Below are 15,332 nucleotides of genomic sequence, written 5' to 3'. Positions count from 1 at the left end.
TTGCTTATAGCTTCTCTTACCAAAACTTAATTCAGCAGGGGTGTCAGTGCTGGCAATACCTTCTGTACTATCAATGCTTGGGCGTCGGCGTTGGGGTGTATGCCATCGCTTTGCATTAGGCTGCTGTTGGTGGCGATATTGTCGAGGAAAAAGTCTATCCAGGGCAGATCATTGGCCTTTGCGATTTTTGCGTAGCTGGCGGCAAAGGCCTCGGTATAGCGCTTTCCGTAGTTAGGTGGAATTTTCATGCCGAGGAGCAGCGGTTGGGCGCCGGCCTCGATACTTAAATTGATCAAAGCTTGCAGGTTCTTACGTAAAGTATTCACGGGGTAGCCGCGCAGGCCGTCATTGCCGCCGAGTTCGATAATGACGATGCTCGGCTGGTGTTTAGCCAGTAGTGTGGGCAGGCGGTTTAAGCCCCCGGCACTGGTTTCGCCGCTGACGCTGGCATTGACCACCGTGTAAGTTTCGGGGATTTGCTTGCTGAGCAACGTCACCCAGCCCAGCGCGGGGTCAAAGCCATAGCCTGCGCTGATACTGTCGCCAAGCACCAGTATCTTGGCTGTTTTATCAGCGGCGCTCGCATAGGCAACAGACGTTGCGCCTAGCGATATTAAGCTCAAGAGTATAAGTAATCCGGCGCGGCGACGAAGACGTGAATAAAATGAAAACACAGGTTTTAACATGATTCTAGTACAAGATCTCTGTAAGACGGTCACCAGCGGTGCCCAAGAACTTGCCATATTGCGAGGGATTAACCTCGAAATCAAGGCGGGGGAGAGCGCGGCCATTATTGGCGTGTCTGGGGCGGGCAAGTCCACCTTATTGGGTTTGCTGGCTGGCTTGGACAATGCCAGTAGTGGCGCGGTATTTCTGCACGGCCAAAATATCAGTGTGATGACCGAGGATCAGCGCGCTAGTCTCAGGGCCAAGCATGTCGGCTTTGTGTTCCAGTCCTTCCAGTTATTGCCGGGTTTAACCGCATTAGAAAATGTGATGTTGCCACTAGAGCTGAGCGGCCGCTCTGGCCCTGCCGCTAAGGCAAAAGTGTTTCTTGATAAGGTCGGCTTGGCCGAACGCGGCCATCATTACCCCCGTCAACTCTCTGGTGGTGAGCAGCAGAGAGTTGCTCTGGCGCGGGCGTTTGCGGTGGAGCCAGATATTCTGTTTGCCGACGAACCCACCGGGAATTTAGACGAGCACACTGGTCAGCGCATTATAGAGTTATTGTTTGCGTTAAATAGCGAGAGCGATACCACCCTTGTACTGGTCACCCATGAGTTACCCCTCGCGCGGCGCTGCGAACGACAATTTGTGATGCACGACGGTGTTTTGAGTGAAGAATTTGATAATGGCGGCGTTGCGACACCAAGTGATTCTGCGCTGGACGCGCTATGAATATTGTGGCGGCGCTGCGCAATTTCAGCCGCGCTTGGCGGGGCGGCGAGCTGGGCTTATTGGGTTTTTCTCTGTGTTTGGCGGTATTGATTGTTACCGGCATCGCGGGGTTCTCGGAGCGGCTCAGCGGCGCCATGACGCAACAGAGTCATCATTTTTTAGCCGCAGATCGGGTGCTGAAAACTGCCCGCAGTATTCCTGAGAGCTGGTTAACTGAGGCCCAGGCACAGGGCTTGCGCACTGCCAGTGTGGTGAGCTTTCGCTCGATGGTCGCTGCGGATGAAGACATGCAATTGGCCTCGGTGCGCGGGGTGTCGGAAGCCTACCCATTAATTGGCGAGTTAGGCGTGAGCGACACCGCCTTTGGTGAGGTAGAGCTTGTCAATCGCGGCCCCCAAACCGGGGAGATTTGGTTGGACTCCCGCTTAATGGCATTGCTGAATTTAGCGCTTGGCGATGAAGTCAGCTTAGGTGAGGCGAATTTCAGGCTTAGTCGGGCACTGCTCAGTGAGCCTGATCGTGGTGGCATGAATGACATGCTGGCACCACGGGCAATGATCAATATCCGCGATTTGGCGGCCACCGAGGTTGTGCAACCGGGTAGTTTGGTGCGCTACCGCTATTTATTTGCAGGTAATGCTGAACAGCTCGATGCCTACGGGGCGTGGCTTGCACCGCATTTAATTGAAGGGCAACGCTGGGAAGACCTGCGCGATGGGCAGCCGGCGCTAGCGAATACCTTAAAGCGGGCCGAGGGCTATTTATTGCTCGCGGCGAGTTTGGGCGTGGCCCTTGCGGGCGCCGCAATTGCCTTGGCGGCGCGGCGCTACGGCGACCGCAATACCGATAATGTTGCCGTAATGAAGGCGCTGGGCGCCCAACGTCGGCAGATTTTATACCGCTATCTTGGCCAATTGCTCCTGTTGTGCAGCGGTGCGATTGCACTGGGCGGCTTATTGGGCTTTGGCTTGCAAGAAATTCTGTTCAGTAGCTTGCAGGGTTTAATTGATATTGAAATTCCGCCGCCTAGCTGGCGACCCTTTATGGTCGGGGCAATTACCGCCGTGGTATCCACCGCGGTATTTGCCTTGCCGCCACTGTGGCGCCTTAGCAAAGTGGCGCCGTTGCGGGTATTGCGCCGAGACCTTGCTGACAGTAGTGATGACTTGCTGAGCAGTGGTTTGATTGGCTTGCTCGGCGTTGGACTATTAATGTGGTGGTATAGCAAGGACATTCAGCTTAGCGGTGCGCTGTTACTGGCAAGTCTGAGTTTAGGTTTGTTGGCCGCGGGCTTGGTGCTGCTTTTGATTTCTCTGGCTCGGCGCGCAACGGCGAGTCGCTCACAGGGCGCACTGCGTCTAGCGCTTGCGGCTATCTACCGGCGACGCTTTGGCAATGCTTTTCAGGTGGCAAGTTTTGCCCTAGCGTTAATGGCGCTAACTACCTTGGGCGTGTTGCGATCAACATTATTGGCCGATTGGCAAATGCAATTGAGCGAGGGTGCGCCTAATCATTTTTTAATTAATATTCAGCCAAATGAAATTTCGCCCTTGAATGCCTTTTTCGCTGAGCATCAAATTGCGGATGCCGGTTTATACCCCATGGTCAGGGGCCGTTTGACGCATATTAACGAAATGCTACTTAAGGACATTGAGGGTATTGATGCCGAGCGCGGCAATGTTAATCGAGAAATAAATTTGAGCTGGGCCAGTGACTTACCTGAAGATAACCGTCTAGAGGCGGGGGCTTGGTGGCCCGAGGTGAGCGTTAACGGCGCTGACAATATTGCTGTTTCAGTAGAGCAGGAGCTTGCCGAGCAATTGCATCTTAAGCTTGGTTCAGTGCTTAACTTTAATATTGGCGGGCAGACTTTGCAGGCGGAGGTTGGCAGTATCCGCAGCTTGGACTGGAGCAGTATGCGCCCCAATTTCTATTTTATGTTTCCGCCGGGCAGCTTAGAGAAATACGCCGGGAGTTATATCACCAGTTTTTATTTGGCGGAGGGCGACAAGCCGTTGCTTACGGCGTTGTTACGGGCGTTTCCCACGGTGACCTTGATCGAAATTGATGCCGTGATTAAGCAAATGAATACCGTGGTCGCGCAGGTGAGTGCGGCCATTGGCTTAGTTCTGCTATTGGTTGTGGTTTGCGCCTTGCTAGTGAGCGTGGCGAATGTGCAGGCAAGCCTAGACAGTCGCCTGCACGAAAATGCCATATTGCGTACCTTGGGGGCGAGCAGAAAACTTGTCGCCAGCGGCTTGCTGTTAGAGTTTTCTGCAGTAGGACTGCTAGCCGGTTCGTTGGCCGCCCTAGGCAGTAATATTGCGCTTTATGGCGTGCAGCGTTGGGTGTTGGATATGGACGGCGTTTGGCATGGCGAGGTGTTTTTGGTGGTGCCATTACTGGGCGCGGTGACAATGGCTGCAACGGGGTGGTTTTATTGCCGAACCGTACTTACTACGCCGCCATTATTGGTTTTGGGCCGCTTATAACGATGAGTTACAGCCGAAGGATTTATTCGGCTGCTGGGCTAGGCGTTGTTGGCAATTTAGCAATATCGGTGGGGTCGGTGCAAAGCCCCGCGATCATCATGCGCAGCGATTTTTCTGCTTGAAGGTCGAGGTCGCGGTGATAACCATAGGTGTCGCCGTGGTCAAGCATTAGCGTCGCAACACCGTGTACGGCGGCCCAAACGGTGTGTGCCATTGATGCAACATCGTCGAGTTGACGAATAACATTGGTTTTAAAGCCGCGTTCAACACCGGCGCGGACTTTGTAAATTGCTTCACGGCCAGCGGCAAACAGTTCTGGGTAGTCATTGCGAGGCTGTAATACCGGGCCAAACATGAGATGGAACATTTCGGTATGGAGTTTGGCGAATTGTACATAGCTCAAGCCAAACATTAATAAGCTTAGGTCAGCCCTTGGTTCATTTTCGCTTGCTTCACACAATGCAAAGAAACGGCGAAAACCTTCGGTGGCCAGCGCTGCAAGCAAGGCATTTTTGTCTTTAAAGTGCCGATAAGGCGCAGTTTGTGAAACGCCGATCTCTCGAGCGAGCGCGCGCAGGCTCAGCTCGCCAATGCCACCAGTAACGAGGTGCTTTTCGGCGAGCTCCATCAATTCTTGGCGGAGATTGCCGTGGTGATAACTTGTGCTTGTGTTCGTGTCAGTTGTCATAATGTATTCGCCCGTCATCGTGCGGTAATGTTGACAGCGATTATATCTGATGTCATGTGTTTTTTAGGTTTTCTTGAGTCAGCAACAATACGCTTTAAGTAAAGCAAAATTCGGACCGACCTATTTTGGGGGCTATTCTACCCAATTCCCACCTAGCCGTCTCGGTTGATTAAGTTTGGTGGCCACTGCGAGTCGCAGTGCGCAAACTATTGTGGCGAGCACCATTGAATTGACCGGTTACAGCGGAAATCCGGTAGAGGCCTATGTGGTGGCCGCGAGTGACGGCGCCAGTATTCAGCGGTGGGTAAGCTATGCGTATAGCGATTTCGGGCGGACCGATGGCTTCGTGGTGAATGCCGGCGGGCCGCCAGTTGATCAGTTTAATAACGTTGATAATGAGGATTGGCTGGCGTGACGAGCTTGGCCAAAAGTTTGTCAAAACAGTTGGCGGCCGAAAATATCGGCGTCAATAATTTGATACCGGGCTTGATCGCCACTGGTCGCATGCAGGATTTAGACAAGCTCCAAGCGCAGGCTAAGCACCTTAGTATTAACGATCACCGCCGCGCCAATGAGCGGATTATTCCCCTTGGCCGCTATGGCGAGCCTGTTGCGTTTGGTAAGGTGGGAGCTTTCTGCTGTCGCCAGTCGTGAGCTATATTACCGGCGGTACCGTGCTGTGGATGGCGGCACAATGCAAACGGTGTGCTAGTGGCGGGGTAAGTAACGCATTTAATCTTTGCCGTGTTCAACTCGGTACAAGAGGTCAATACTTTGCGTTTCGCCAGACTGGGCTTTTAAACCTAGGGATTTGCTCAGGGTGTAGTCCAGCTGGACACTGCCTGCTGGGGTAAATAGGTTTTGTACATAACTGATGAAGATACTTGGCGTTAAGTACTTTCCTACCACCAGTGAGCTTTCCTCATAACTGTCGCCGCCCTGAAAATTCAACACATCCATGCCAAAGGTACTTTGCAGAGTATTAGTTATGCCTTTGCTCTGGGATATACCCAGTGATGTCGCGGCATTCATGACTTGATTGGCATCAGACTGACTCATTGCACCGGGCGCTTTGCCGGTGATGAGCATTGAAATCACGTCTGTGGGCGGCATAGTGGGGTCAGAGAATAAATCACTGCGTATATCCTGCGCGAAGCCGCCAATATTGATGCCGACACGGTAGCGTTCCACGTCGCGCACGGCGGTAATATTCAAACCGGGATTGTCTACCGGGCCTTGGAAGAGCAGTAAGCCGCGCTGAATGCTTAAGTCTTGTCCGTAGGCTTTATACACCCCGTCGTAGAGCGAGAGGCTGCCAAAGGCCTGTACTGCAGATTGGGACTTCTGCACTATTTTGAGTTTGCCGCCAAAGCGGGTGCTCAGGCCGTAGCCGGTAAACTGAAAGCTGTCGTCTAGGGAGATGGTGACCTGGGTGTCAATTGCTCTCGTGGCGGCGATGGTAGGCGCGCTTTTACTGCTGATTATCACCTCGTCTGCGGACACCGAACTGGCCTGTGCGGGCAGAGATTTTAAGGTGAAATTACCTTGGGGGATCGCGAGGTTGCCTCGAATCTTAATGAGTTCGGCGGCAAGGCTGATATTAATATCCGGCGAAATAAGCACCTTGGCATCTGCAAGATCAACGGCAGTGAAGTTTTCGCCGCTGATGGCGATATTGCCGGTGGGGCCGTTGCTCGGCTCAAAAACACCTTGGCCGATGAGATTGATGCGGCCTGCACCGGCGCTGATACCGGCTTCTAGCTGCCAGTCGCCAGCATTGGCCAAGTGAAGGCTGGCGCTGCCAGAATTGAGCGCGAGACCAATGGCGGGCAATTGCATATGAAGATTGTCGAGGCCCACGGCGCCGACCAGCGCGGGTGCCGCGACGCTGCCATTAATGGCAAGATCGGCATTTAGGCTACCGTCGAGTTTGTCAAGTTCAGGAAAGAAACCGCCGAGCCAAAGCAGGTTGTCAAATTGGCTGCTCACTGAGCCCTCAATTGCGCTGCCGGGGTCAAGACCACGGGTGTTCAGTGTGCCGTTTATACTGCCGACTTCGGCGATCACAAATGCCATTTCGCTGCGCATTTCATTGTCTTTGAGGCTGGCGTTGGCGCTTAAGCTGGCGTGGTGTTCAAGGGCCGCTTCGTCAACACCGGCCTGGTAGCGGATGAGAATCGGTGCTGCTGCTAGCGCGAACTGGCCAGTGAGTTGGTCTAGCTTACCGGCCACATTAAATTCGCTGTCGACTTTGCCTTGCAGAGAGGATCCCGGGGGTAGACCGGCACTGAAGCGATTGAGTGACAGACCCTGAATTTCGCCATTGAGCTTTATGGTGTCGTCATTGAAGTTCAATGCAGTGCAGAGGCTGGCGGGTGCGGAGTCTTGTTCTTGAACTAAGCAGAGCTCGCCTAGCTGTATCTCGGTCGCTGATGCACGCAGGGAGCTTGGCGCCTTAGAAAACCAGGGGCCTAACATTGGGTGGTTTACGGCGAGGTGTTCAATATGTCCGTACCATGTGGCGCTTGCGGTTTGCGCTTTAGTCTTGGCAGATGTTGACGCAGTGCCTAAGCCACCTGACAGGCTTAATTCAACTTGCTGATTGCGATCCGCCACTTTAAAGGCGAGTTTATGATTTTCTAAGCTGCCGGTGCCGTTCAACTCCATATCAGCCTTAGACAGTGGGCCGACATTGAGTTCTGTGGCGTTGACCTTCAGTGTCAGGCTTTGGTCTGCGCTTAATTTTGCGTCTAGGTCGGCCTGGGCTATTGAATAAGTCAAATACTGGAGCTTGGTGGCACTCGCGGTGGCATTGATCTGGGGTGTGTTTTTGGTGGCACTGCTTAGTGGGCCAAGCAGTGTGGCCAGCGGGCCACCGCGTAGGCTGCCTTCGCTAGTCAATGCGCCACTGAGTTCAGGCAATATTTGCCCGAGGTTTTGTGCGTCAAGCTGCCAGTCTAGGGAACTGGTTTCAGCAAGCTTGCCGTGTAATTGCAGGTGGTTATCGCCGAGTTGCAGTTTGAGCTGTTTAAATTCTTGGCCGCGTTCGCTAAGCCGTATTTGGCCGCTGCCCTGGGCAGTCCGTGCCAAAAAATCGCCATTAAGGGATTCAATGTCGACGCTGAGCTGGTAGCGATCGCCCTGCCAATGACCATTGCTGTTGAGTTTGGCTGACAAGTGCGCGGGCCATTGGGGGGTGAGGCTGCGGTTATCCAAGTTCTTGGCCGTTATGGCGAGCTGCCACTGCAGCGCTTGCTGAGCGCTGGCAGCTGTATTATTGAGAAAATTATTGGCATTGACTTTACCGTTTACGGCTAGCTCACCGACCGCGGTTTTCGCATCAAGCTTGGCAATGGCAATACTGAGTTGATTGCCACTGAGCTTGGCGGCGAACTGACCGGGTTCTTTGAATACCGCGTTCAGTATGCTCGCCATGTCTGGAGCGGTACTGGCGGAAATTTGCGCGGTACTTGCTGGCGCCGGAGCCGTTTTCTGGGGACGATGCTGGCCGTCTGCGCTGATGGTGGTGTCTAGGTTTAACTGGTAATCCTGCCAGCTCCCTTCAATGGTCAAACTACCCGTGCTCTGCAATGCCACCTCAGAGGAGGTTAACGCCGAGGTTTTGAAATTGTGCCACTGGTTATTAAGACTAAGTTGAATTTCTCGGTAGTCGATGACCATATGCTCGGCACGATAGGGCAGACGAACTTTGGCCTTAGAGTCGAGCAGGGCGGGTTGGTTTAAGCGGTGGCTCAGTTGTAGTTTGCGTAAATCACCGCTGAGTTGAGCCTTGCCGCTGAGGGCGCCAAACTCCTCGGTGCTTGTTTCCCAATCCACATTAATGTCCATTGGGTAGGGCGGTGTATTGTTGATTCGACCGTGCATGTTCAGCCGCTGAGTGGCGGTTTGAATCTTTAGGGCTTTAATTTTACTGCGTGTTAAACCGAGCGCCGCGCTGAGGTTTATCTGTTCAATGTTTTGAATATCGCTTCCTTGAATAAGCTGCAGCTGGGCGATTTTTAGGTTGTCGATAGCAATAGCAATGGGCAGGCTTAAACTGGGCCAGGGGCCGGGAGATGTCGCGCTCGACTCTGCAGTGGGTGTCGCGCTAGCGTCAATTTTTATACGCAGCTCGTCGAGGTGCAGTTTATTGATGGTTAAGCTGCCACTGAGTACACCCCATAAATTCCAGCTGCTGTCTAACTGCCCGAGCTGGATGTCTATCCCATCTAAGGGAATATGCAGGCCTTCGAGCTGTATGCCCCGCGCTAAGCTGCCGCTATAAGAGGTGAACTCGGCTTCTGGCGAGACTAGCGCCAGACCACGGTGTAAGAGCCAGTCGCTGCCGCGCTGAGTATCTAATATGAGGTAAACACTGGCCACACATAAAAAGGCCAGGGCAAACAAGGCCAGTAGTGTGCGGAATAAATAGAGCCCGAAGGTAGCGATCATAGATCCGGCCCCATGGATAAATGAAAGTGAAAGCCACCGTCTTTCAACGGGAATGCAAAATCGACTCTAACCGGGCCAATAGGCGACAACCAGCGCAGACCAAAGCCAGCACTTTCATAAAAAGTGAAATCGCTGGTATCAAAGGCATTACCCGCGTCATAGAAGGTGGCAAGCGCGAAGTCGCCCCAGACGCGGTGATCGTATTCAATGCTGCCGGTGAGGCGGTGACTGCCGCCGACCACTTCGCCTGCGGCGTCTTCCGGGCCTAGGGTTTCATAACCGTAGCCGCGCACACTGTTGTCGCCACCGGCAAAAAAGCGCAGGGAGGCGGGTAATTCTGAAAAATCATCAAGGGCGGTAACACCGAGTCCACCGCGACTAATAATACGGCCGCCCCAGAGCGGGAATATCAATTTTGCGTCGAGTTCAGCTTGGGCAAGACTGACATCAGATACCACGCCTTTCAGCGCGCCGCGCACAGCCGTATTGATTCGCCAGCCTCGGCTGGGGTAGCGGCGGTCATTGGCTTCGCTACGGGACCAGCCGATACCTGGCATAAGCAGGGTAGATGTGTTGCTCGTTTCGGCGATATCGTAGCTCTCGCGGAGAAACTTGAGGCTTAAGGTTTGAATCCAGTTGTGATTTTGCAGGGAAATTTGTGCCACTTCAGCGCGGTAGCTGGTGCTGTCTGAGGTATCGGTTTTCTTGCGCTCAACGCCGGTTGCCAGCTGTATTTTGTCGGTCAGCGGTTTGGTGCCGGGTAAGGTGTATTGAAAACTGAGGTTGGACAAAACCGGTGAGTACTGACTCGCAACTTGATAGGTGTGGCCGTCGTCATTCACCCGCCTATTGCGCAGCCCATAGCTCACGCGTGGACCCGTGTCCGTTGAGGCGCCAATGCCAGCGGTGGTTTCGTATTTTGGTTTATCCGTGCTCGTTATGCTCAGGTCAACACTGTGACCCTCTGGGTCGGGGCTTTGTTGGTCAATATTGACTGAGGAAAAATAATTGCTGCTGATTAAATTGTTTTGTAGTTGCACAATTTTATTCGGCTCGAATGCGTCGCCAGGCTTAAAAGGGAGATAGCGTTCAAGGAAACTGGTTTTGAGCAGCGAGGGGCCAAAGTCTATCTCTCCGAAGGTATACGCGGTGCCGCTATCAAATACTAAGATAATGGCGGCGCTATGGCGGTCGATATCCACTTCCAAGCGGTGTTCCACAAACTTGCCGTCAAGATAGCCGGCACTGCGCGCGCGGTGATTAATGGCTTTTTTCGTTTCTTCGTAAAGCTCGTGCTGAATCGGGTCATTGATGGCAATGGGAAGCTTGCTCAGGTACTGACTGAACAGTGGCTCACGGGCACCAGGGCCAATAACCCTCACATCTAATTGCTTGATCAGGGTTTGTGGGCCGGGTGTTAGTTCGAGTGTTAGCAGCCAGCAAGCTTCAGCATCTGGCGTGGTTTTAGGCGATTTACCGTTGCCAATCTTTTTCACTGCCGTGGTGATCGGATTGTTACTAATACGTTTAGGCTTGATACGCGCGTGTTCGCGGCGTAAAACCCAGCTGCCATGGTAATAGCCGAGGGCACGCAATGCGTTGGAAATATTGTTGTCGCTGCCCCGTAAGTGGGTGCGCAGTCGCGCTTCAGTGGTATTGCACGGAATGTCGTCAAGATCGAGGTGAGCGCGAATATTTTTTTCCAACTCATTTTTGCCGCCGTTGATTTTCAAGCTGGCGAAATCAGTTGCCCAGCCGGGCATTGCCCAAAATAGGCAGCAGAGCAGCGTTAGGGAAAAGCAGCCGCTCCGCCTTTGGGCTAATGTGGGTTGGCAAAGCAAAGCTTTAAGCATAAATCCAAATATAGCTTGTTGTGTAAATGCCCGAGCGTGCGGGATGATTTGCGATGTGCATAACAGGGTGAGCACCATGCGCGCTATTTTAGCTGGCCGAACGTGTTTGCGATACGCAAGGGCTAGTTTTTAGATTTACCAACAACGAGTTTAGTACAATAAGATGCATACACATGCGATAGCATATAGAAACTCAGGCCCGCCTTATAGCATTGCGGTTGTAGCTCCTAAAATGGACGATTTATGAGACGTTTATTACTGCCCCTGACGGCGTTGTTATTGTCTGATGCCTTATTATTACTCGCCCACGGCATGATGCTAACACTGCTGCCACTGCGGGCCGAAATTGAGCAGTTTAGCCCCACCGAGATTGGCCTTACTGCGTCCTGCTATTTTGTTGGTTTTGTGGTTAGCAGTCTAATGACGCCGCATATTGTGCGCAGGGTTGGTCATATTCGTAGCTTCGCGGTCTTGGGTTCGGTTTTTTCCGCCATTGTGTTTCTATTCCACGCCTTGCCCGTATTTGAAGTGTGGCTGGTGCTGCGCTTTGTATTGGGTTTTTGTATCTCTGGTTTATACATGGTGATCGAGAGCTGGCTGAATGACCGCGCCACGCGGGAAACCCGAGGCAGCTTGCTGTCGATCTACACGGTAATCAATTTAAGTATGATTATTTTAGGTCAGCAAATGATTAACTTTGCGGAGCCGTCGGGGCCCGTGTTATTTGGCCTCGCAGGGGTGTTGTTGTCGCTGGCAATTGTGCCGGTGTCACTCACTCTTACCTTGGCGCCCGCACCGATGCAGGTCGTAAAGCTCGACTTTAAGCGGCTGTGGCAGCTATCTCATGTGGGCATGGAAGGCGCAGTGTGTAGTGGTTTAATTACGGGCGCATTTTGGGCCTTGGGGCCGGTTTATGCGCGGGGGCTCGGTTTAGATACTGCGCAACTGACCTTGTTTATGAGCGGCGCAGTATTGGGTGGTGCGCTTTTTCAGTTACCATTGGGGCGTTTGTCTGATCACTACGACCGGCGGTTAGTCTTGCTTTTTGCCAGTATTTTTGGTGCCGTGGTGTCGCTGGTTTTGGGTTTTATGCCCGCCAGTGGTGATTTCCTCCTGTTGCTCGCGGTGCTGTGGGGTGCATCGGCAATGACCATGTATTCGATCTGTTTGGCCCACACCTCTGACAACGCCGAGCCCAGCGATTTTGTGCTAATCGGCAGTGGCATATTGTTTATCTTTGGCGTTAGCTCCGCGCTCGGCGCACCACTGGCGTCCCTGCTCATGTCCCTGCTGGGCCCGCAGGGCTTGTTTGTGTTCTCGGCCCTGAGTCTACTTGGCTTTGCCCTGGGTATTGCCATCCGTCGTAAATCCCATGAGGTGCCGATTGTTGATGAAACTGAACCCTTCCGGCCGGTGTCGGTGACCTCGCCGGTGATTTTTGAACTTGATCCGCGTATGGACGACGATGCCCTAGTGCCCACAGAAACGGATTCCGGTGGCGACATGCCGCCGGATGGGCCTGTGGTTTAGCATTTCATCGTAGTAACAGGGGTGTTAAGTCCAGCGCTCGTCGGCCACTTGCTCCTCTAAGAGTTCGGTAAAGGCTTTAACGCGCGGGGGAGCCGGGCGGCGCTCGGGCGTCTCCGCAAAGATAGATGGGCCTATAGGTCGTTGGGGAGTACCACCTGCCGTTTGCCGTCGTCGAGGTCTTTGTTGATGTGGCGGCTGGAACGAAATTGGCCGTCATACGCAGATGCTTAAGGACAGGTCGCAAGCAGTCAGCTGACAGGCGCCATCCATTATCTCGATTTACGCAAAAAGCATTGCATATTGCTAAGCATTTACCGCGAGATGGCGCGAGTTCGGCGTGTTTGAGTTTGGCGAATTTTAAACTCTCCATTCAATTCAATTGTTTATAAATATTTTGTCCAGTGGCTTAAAGCTTGCTCTGTTCTGTTTAAGCGAAGACGTAAACTACATGGGCAGGTGATGTATGGAGTTTTTTGAAAAGAGCGAGATGTTGCACGGCGGCTCCGAGGTCAAGGTTTTGGTTGTAGAGGATAATCGAGTGGAGCGAATGCGCTTACAGGCCGTTTTGCAGTCAATGGGTATGGCGCCAATACTCGCTGAGAATGCAAGTGAGGGTTTGCGGTTTATTAAAAAGCGGAAGGTGGATATCGTACTGAGCGATTGGTTGATGCCGGGCATGACTGGCCTAGAACTTTGTCAGCGCTTGGCTGAGGACGAGGATTTAGGGCGTCCTTATTTCATAATGCTGACCGGCCGTAATGCCTCGGTCGACTTAATTGCAGCCATGGATGCGGGCGCCGACGATTATATTGCAAAGCCTGCTTGGCGTGAGGAGTTGAGGGTGCGTTTGCAGGCGGGGGTTCGCTCGCTCAATCGTGCAGGGCGGCGTCATCAAATTTCGTCGACACCTGGGCTTGTTTGGGTAGATGCAAGGGCTTAGTCATTGAGGCCAATTGTTCAGGCTGCGCGGTTCAATTCGTAGCCTGAACATGTACTGATGTCGTTACTTTTAGTCTATAAATTGCACGGTATCTGCAAGCGGCGCGCGATCCATGATCACCTTGTTTATCTGTGCGCCGACTTCTTCGTAACCAAAGGAAAGTCCGCAGATAATGCCATTGCCTTCTGGGATGTTGGCGATCTTCTTGACTTCATCTGGGTAAAAGGCGAGCGCGCCCTGTGGGCAACTAGCCAGTCCGTGCTCAACTAATACTAGCATAAGGGTTTGAAGGTAAATGCCGACATCCATCGCATTGACAGGCCCCATGCTCGTGGGCATGGAAATGAATGCAACATGGGGTGCGCCAAAGAACTCCCAGTTTTTCATCATAAGTGCAAAGCGCTTATCTTTTTCGTGGCGTTCAATGCCCATGGTGCCGTAGTAGCCAAAAGCGCATTGGTATTGGCGCTCTTTATAGTCGCCGGTTAGGCCTTGGTCGCCTGGTGGAAAGGCAGGAGAGGGCGCTTTGCCCGCGCTCATTTCTGCAAAAATGGCTGTTTGTAAGTCGATTCTTGCTTGGCCAGAAACCACGACAATATGCCAAGGCTGGGTATTGCAGTTAGAGGGCGCCAAACTTGCGGTTGTGAATATTTTCTCGAGTAGCTCGGGTGCGACCGGGTCTGGTTTAAAGCCGCGAATTGAACGGCGCGCCGAGATGGCATCTGAGACATTCATGGTGTGCATCCTGTGTTACCGAATAAAGTAATGTAAGTTTTCAGTGAAAACAAAAGTCTTAAGATAAGGTATTTTTGAACAGCTGTCACCGCTGCATTTATTCTGTCTTTTGTGGTTTTGGTTTTCATCGGGGCACAAAAAAGGCGACTCTGAGGTCGCCTTTTTTACTTGCTTAAGTCTTAAGGAAGCAAGTGTTTAACGCCGTCGCGCTCTTCAGCCAGCTCTTGCTCAGAAGCTTGCATTTTTGCGCGGCTGAAGTCGTTAACTTCAAGACCTTGAACAATTTCCCACTCGCCATCTTTGCAGCGGCAAGGGAATGAGTAGATCAGGCCTTCGGCAATGCCGTAGCTGCCGTCACTGTGAACACCCATAGAAACCCAGTCGTCGCCTTCGGTGCCCAGTGCCCAGCTGCGCACGTGACCGATTGCAGCGTTAGCCGCAGAAGCAGCAGAAGAAGCGCCACGGGCTTTGATGATTGCTGCACCGCGCTGCTGAACAGTCGGGATGAAGTCGCCTTCGAGCCACGCTTGGTCAACTAAGTCACTTGCAGTCTGGCCAGAGACCTTGGCATTGAACAGGTCTGGGTACTGAGTCGCAGAGTGGTTGCCCCAAATGGTCATATTGGTCACGTCGTTTACAGTTTTGCCAGTTTTGATAGCAATCTGCGTCATGGCGCGGTTGTGATCCAAGCGGGTCATGGCAGTGAAGTTGCGTGGGCTGATAGACGGCGCGTTGCGCTGGGCGATCAGGGCGTTGGTGTTAGCGGGGTTGCCAACAACCAATACTTTGATGTTTTTGCTGGCATTCTGGTCAATGGCTTTACCTTGAACAGAGAAGATTGCCGCGTTAGCTTCGAGCAGATCTTTACGCTCCATGCCAGGGCCACGTGGACGTGCGCCAACCAGTAGTGCGTAGTCGGCATCTTTAAAGCCAACATTTGGATTGTCGGTGCAAACTACGCCAGCCAATAATGGGAAGGCGCAATCTTCCAGTTCCATGCGCACGCCTTGCAGGGCGTCCATGGCTGGAGTGATGTCTAACAGGTGCAGAATTACGGGCTGATCGTCGCCCAGCATAGCGCCAGAGGCGATGCGGAAAAGTAAAGCGTAGCCAATTTGGCCGGCTGCACCGGTAACGGTGACGCGAACTGGTTGTTTCATTGGGCGATTCCCTTTCTGAATGAGTGGCTGATTTGTGAGCGGGTGCGATCGGATGTGGATTACACAGTCCGACATGCACCCGTG

12 protein-coding genes are annotated in these 15,332 nt (G+C 52.8%); 6 read left to right on the top strand and 6 right to left on the bottom strand.

Annotated elements, in window-relative coordinates:
- Positions 1–26: 26 nt before the first annotated feature.
- Positions 27–623 carry an arylesterase gene (locus tag ABYP33_RS01690; RefSeq protein ID WP_373087637.1) on the bottom strand — a complete coding sequence of 199 codons (597 nt, stop codon included), beginning with the start codon at positions 621–623 and terminating at the stop codon, positions 27–29.
- Between the two features lie 61 nt (positions 624–684).
- Between ABYP33_RS01690 and ABYP33_RS01685 the strand changes: the two genes are divergently transcribed.
- Together ABYP33_RS01685 and ABYP33_RS01680 are read left to right on the top strand one after the other, a co-directional pair.
- A complete protein-coding gene (locus tag ABYP33_RS01685; RefSeq protein WP_373087635.1) occupies positions 685–1,398 on the top strand; it encodes an ABC transporter ATP-binding protein in 714 nt (237 codons plus the stop codon).
- Positions 1,395–3,890 (top strand): ABC transporter permease, encoded by a 2,496-nt coding sequence (locus ABYP33_RS01680; RefSeq protein ID WP_373087632.1) that lies wholly within the window; start codon positions 1,395–1,397, stop codon positions 3,888–3,890. Before ABYP33_RS01685 ends, ABYP33_RS01680 begins: the two co-directional genes overlap by 4 nt.
- Positions 3,891–3,912: 22 nt before the next feature.
- Here the strand turns inward: ABYP33_RS01680 and ABYP33_RS01675 are convergent, their stop codons facing one another.
- Positions 3,913–4,578 carry a TetR/AcrR family transcriptional regulator gene (locus ABYP33_RS01675; protein ID WP_373087629.1) on the bottom strand — a complete coding sequence of 222 codons (666 nt, stop codon included), beginning with the start codon at positions 4,576–4,578 and terminating at the stop codon, positions 3,913–3,915.
- 178 nt (positions 4,579–4,756) lie between these two features.
- On the opposite strand from ABYP33_RS01675, the gene ABYP33_RS01670 reads away from it, so the two are divergent.
- Together ABYP33_RS01670 and ABYP33_RS01665 are read left to right on the top strand one after the other, a co-directional pair.
- The gene (locus tag ABYP33_RS01670) at positions 4,757–4,993 is read left to right on the top strand and encodes a hypothetical protein (protein WP_373087626.1); all 237 of its coding nucleotides are present in this window, start codon (positions 4,757–4,759) and stop codon (positions 4,991–4,993) included.
- Positions 4,990–5,232: a hypothetical protein gene (locus ABYP33_RS01665; protein ID WP_373087623.1), complete on the top strand. Its 243-nt coding sequence runs from the start codon at positions 4,990–4,992 to the stop codon at positions 5,230–5,232. The genes ABYP33_RS01670 and ABYP33_RS01665 overlap by 4 nt, the downstream gene beginning before the upstream one ends.
- 78 nt (positions 5,233–5,310) lie before the next feature.
- On the opposite strand, the gene ABYP33_RS01660 is transcribed toward ABYP33_RS01665, so the two are convergent.
- Together ABYP33_RS01660 and ABYP33_RS01655 are read right to left on the bottom strand one after the other, a co-directional pair.
- Positions 5,311–9,030 (bottom strand): translocation/assembly module TamB domain-containing protein, encoded by a 3,720-nt coding sequence (locus tag ABYP33_RS01660; protein WP_373087620.1) that lies wholly within the window; start codon positions 9,028–9,030, stop codon positions 5,311–5,313.
- Positions 9,027–10,793, bottom strand: coding sequence for an autotransporter assembly complex family protein (locus ABYP33_RS01655; RefSeq protein ID WP_373087617.1), 1,767 nt, complete (start codon positions 10,791–10,793; stop codon positions 9,027–9,029). Before ABYP33_RS01655 ends, ABYP33_RS01660 begins: the two co-directional genes overlap by 4 nt.
- A 333-nt stretch (positions 10,794–11,126) precedes the next feature.
- On the opposite strand from ABYP33_RS01655, the gene ABYP33_RS01650 reads away from it, so the two are divergent.
- The gene (locus ABYP33_RS01650) at positions 11,127–12,413 is read left to right on the top strand and encodes an MFS transporter (protein ID WP_373087614.1); all 1,287 of its coding nucleotides are present in this window, start codon (positions 11,127–11,129) and stop codon (positions 12,411–12,413) included.
- Positions 12,414–12,876: 463 nt separating this feature from the next.
- Entirely contained in the window at positions 12,877–13,353 is a 477-nt protein-coding gene (locus ABYP33_RS01645) for a PleD family two-component system response regulator (RefSeq protein WP_373087612.1), read from the top strand.
- Between the two features lie 69 nt (positions 13,354–13,422).
- Here ABYP33_RS01645 and ABYP33_RS01640 read toward each other — a convergent pair whose 3' ends face one another.
- Both ABYP33_RS01640 and ABYP33_RS01635 read right to left on the bottom strand, forming a co-directional pair.
- On the bottom strand, positions 13,423–14,088 hold the full coding sequence (locus ABYP33_RS01640; protein ID WP_373087609.1) for a nitroreductase: 666 nt from the start codon (positions 14,086–14,088) through the stop codon (positions 13,423–13,425).
- Positions 14,089–14,267: 179 nt separating this feature from the next.
- A complete protein-coding gene (locus tag ABYP33_RS01635; RefSeq protein ID WP_373087606.1) occupies positions 14,268–15,248 on the bottom strand; it encodes a malate dehydrogenase in 981 nt (326 codons plus the stop codon).
- Positions 15,249–15,332 lie beyond the last annotated feature (84 nt).

Origin of the sequence: Zhongshania sp., from assembly GCF_041584495.1 — a bacterium.
Lineage (GTDB): Bacteria > Pseudomonadota > Gammaproteobacteria > Pseudomonadales > Spongiibacteraceae > Spongiibacter.
The sequence above is the reverse complement of the archived record's forward strand: the minus strand, read 5'-3'. Positions and strand labels throughout refer to the sequence as shown.

What these genes read in the sequence shown, in the direction of transcription:
- ABYP33_RS01635 (WP_373087606.1), bottom strand. Translation starts at nt 15,248, where the DNA reads ATGAAACAACCAGTTCGCGTCACCGTTACCGGTGCAGCCGGCCAAATT.
- ABYP33_RS01660 (WP_373087620.1), bottom strand. Translation starts at nt 9,030, where the DNA reads ATGATCGCTACCTTCGGGCTCTATTTATTCCGCACACTACTGGCCTTG.
- ABYP33_RS01655 (WP_373087617.1), bottom strand. Translation starts at nt 10,793, where the DNA reads ATGCCCGGCTGGGCAACTGATTTCGCCAGCTTGAAAATCAACGGCGGC.
- ABYP33_RS01675 (WP_373087629.1), bottom strand. Translation starts at nt 4,578, where the DNA reads ATGACAACTGACACGAACACAAGCACAAGTTATCACCACGGCAATCTC.
- ABYP33_RS01640 (WP_373087609.1), bottom strand. Translation starts at nt 14,088, where the DNA reads ATGAATGTCTCAGATGCCATCTCGGCGCGCCGTTCAATTCGCGGCTTT.
- ABYP33_RS01645 (WP_373087612.1), top strand. Translation starts at nt 12,877, where the DNA reads ATGGAGTTTTTTGAAAAGAGCGAGATGTTGCACGGCGGCTCCGAGGTC.
- ABYP33_RS01680 (WP_373087632.1), top strand. Translation starts at nt 1,395, where the DNA reads ATGAATATTGTGGCGGCGCTGCGCAATTTCAGCCGCGCTTGGCGGGGC.
- ABYP33_RS01685 (WP_373087635.1), top strand. Translation starts at nt 685, where the DNA reads ATGATTCTAGTACAAGATCTCTGTAAGACGGTCACCAGCGGTGCCCAA.
- ABYP33_RS01650 (WP_373087614.1), top strand. Translation starts at nt 11,127, where the DNA reads ATGAGACGTTTATTACTGCCCCTGACGGCGTTGTTATTGTCTGATGCC.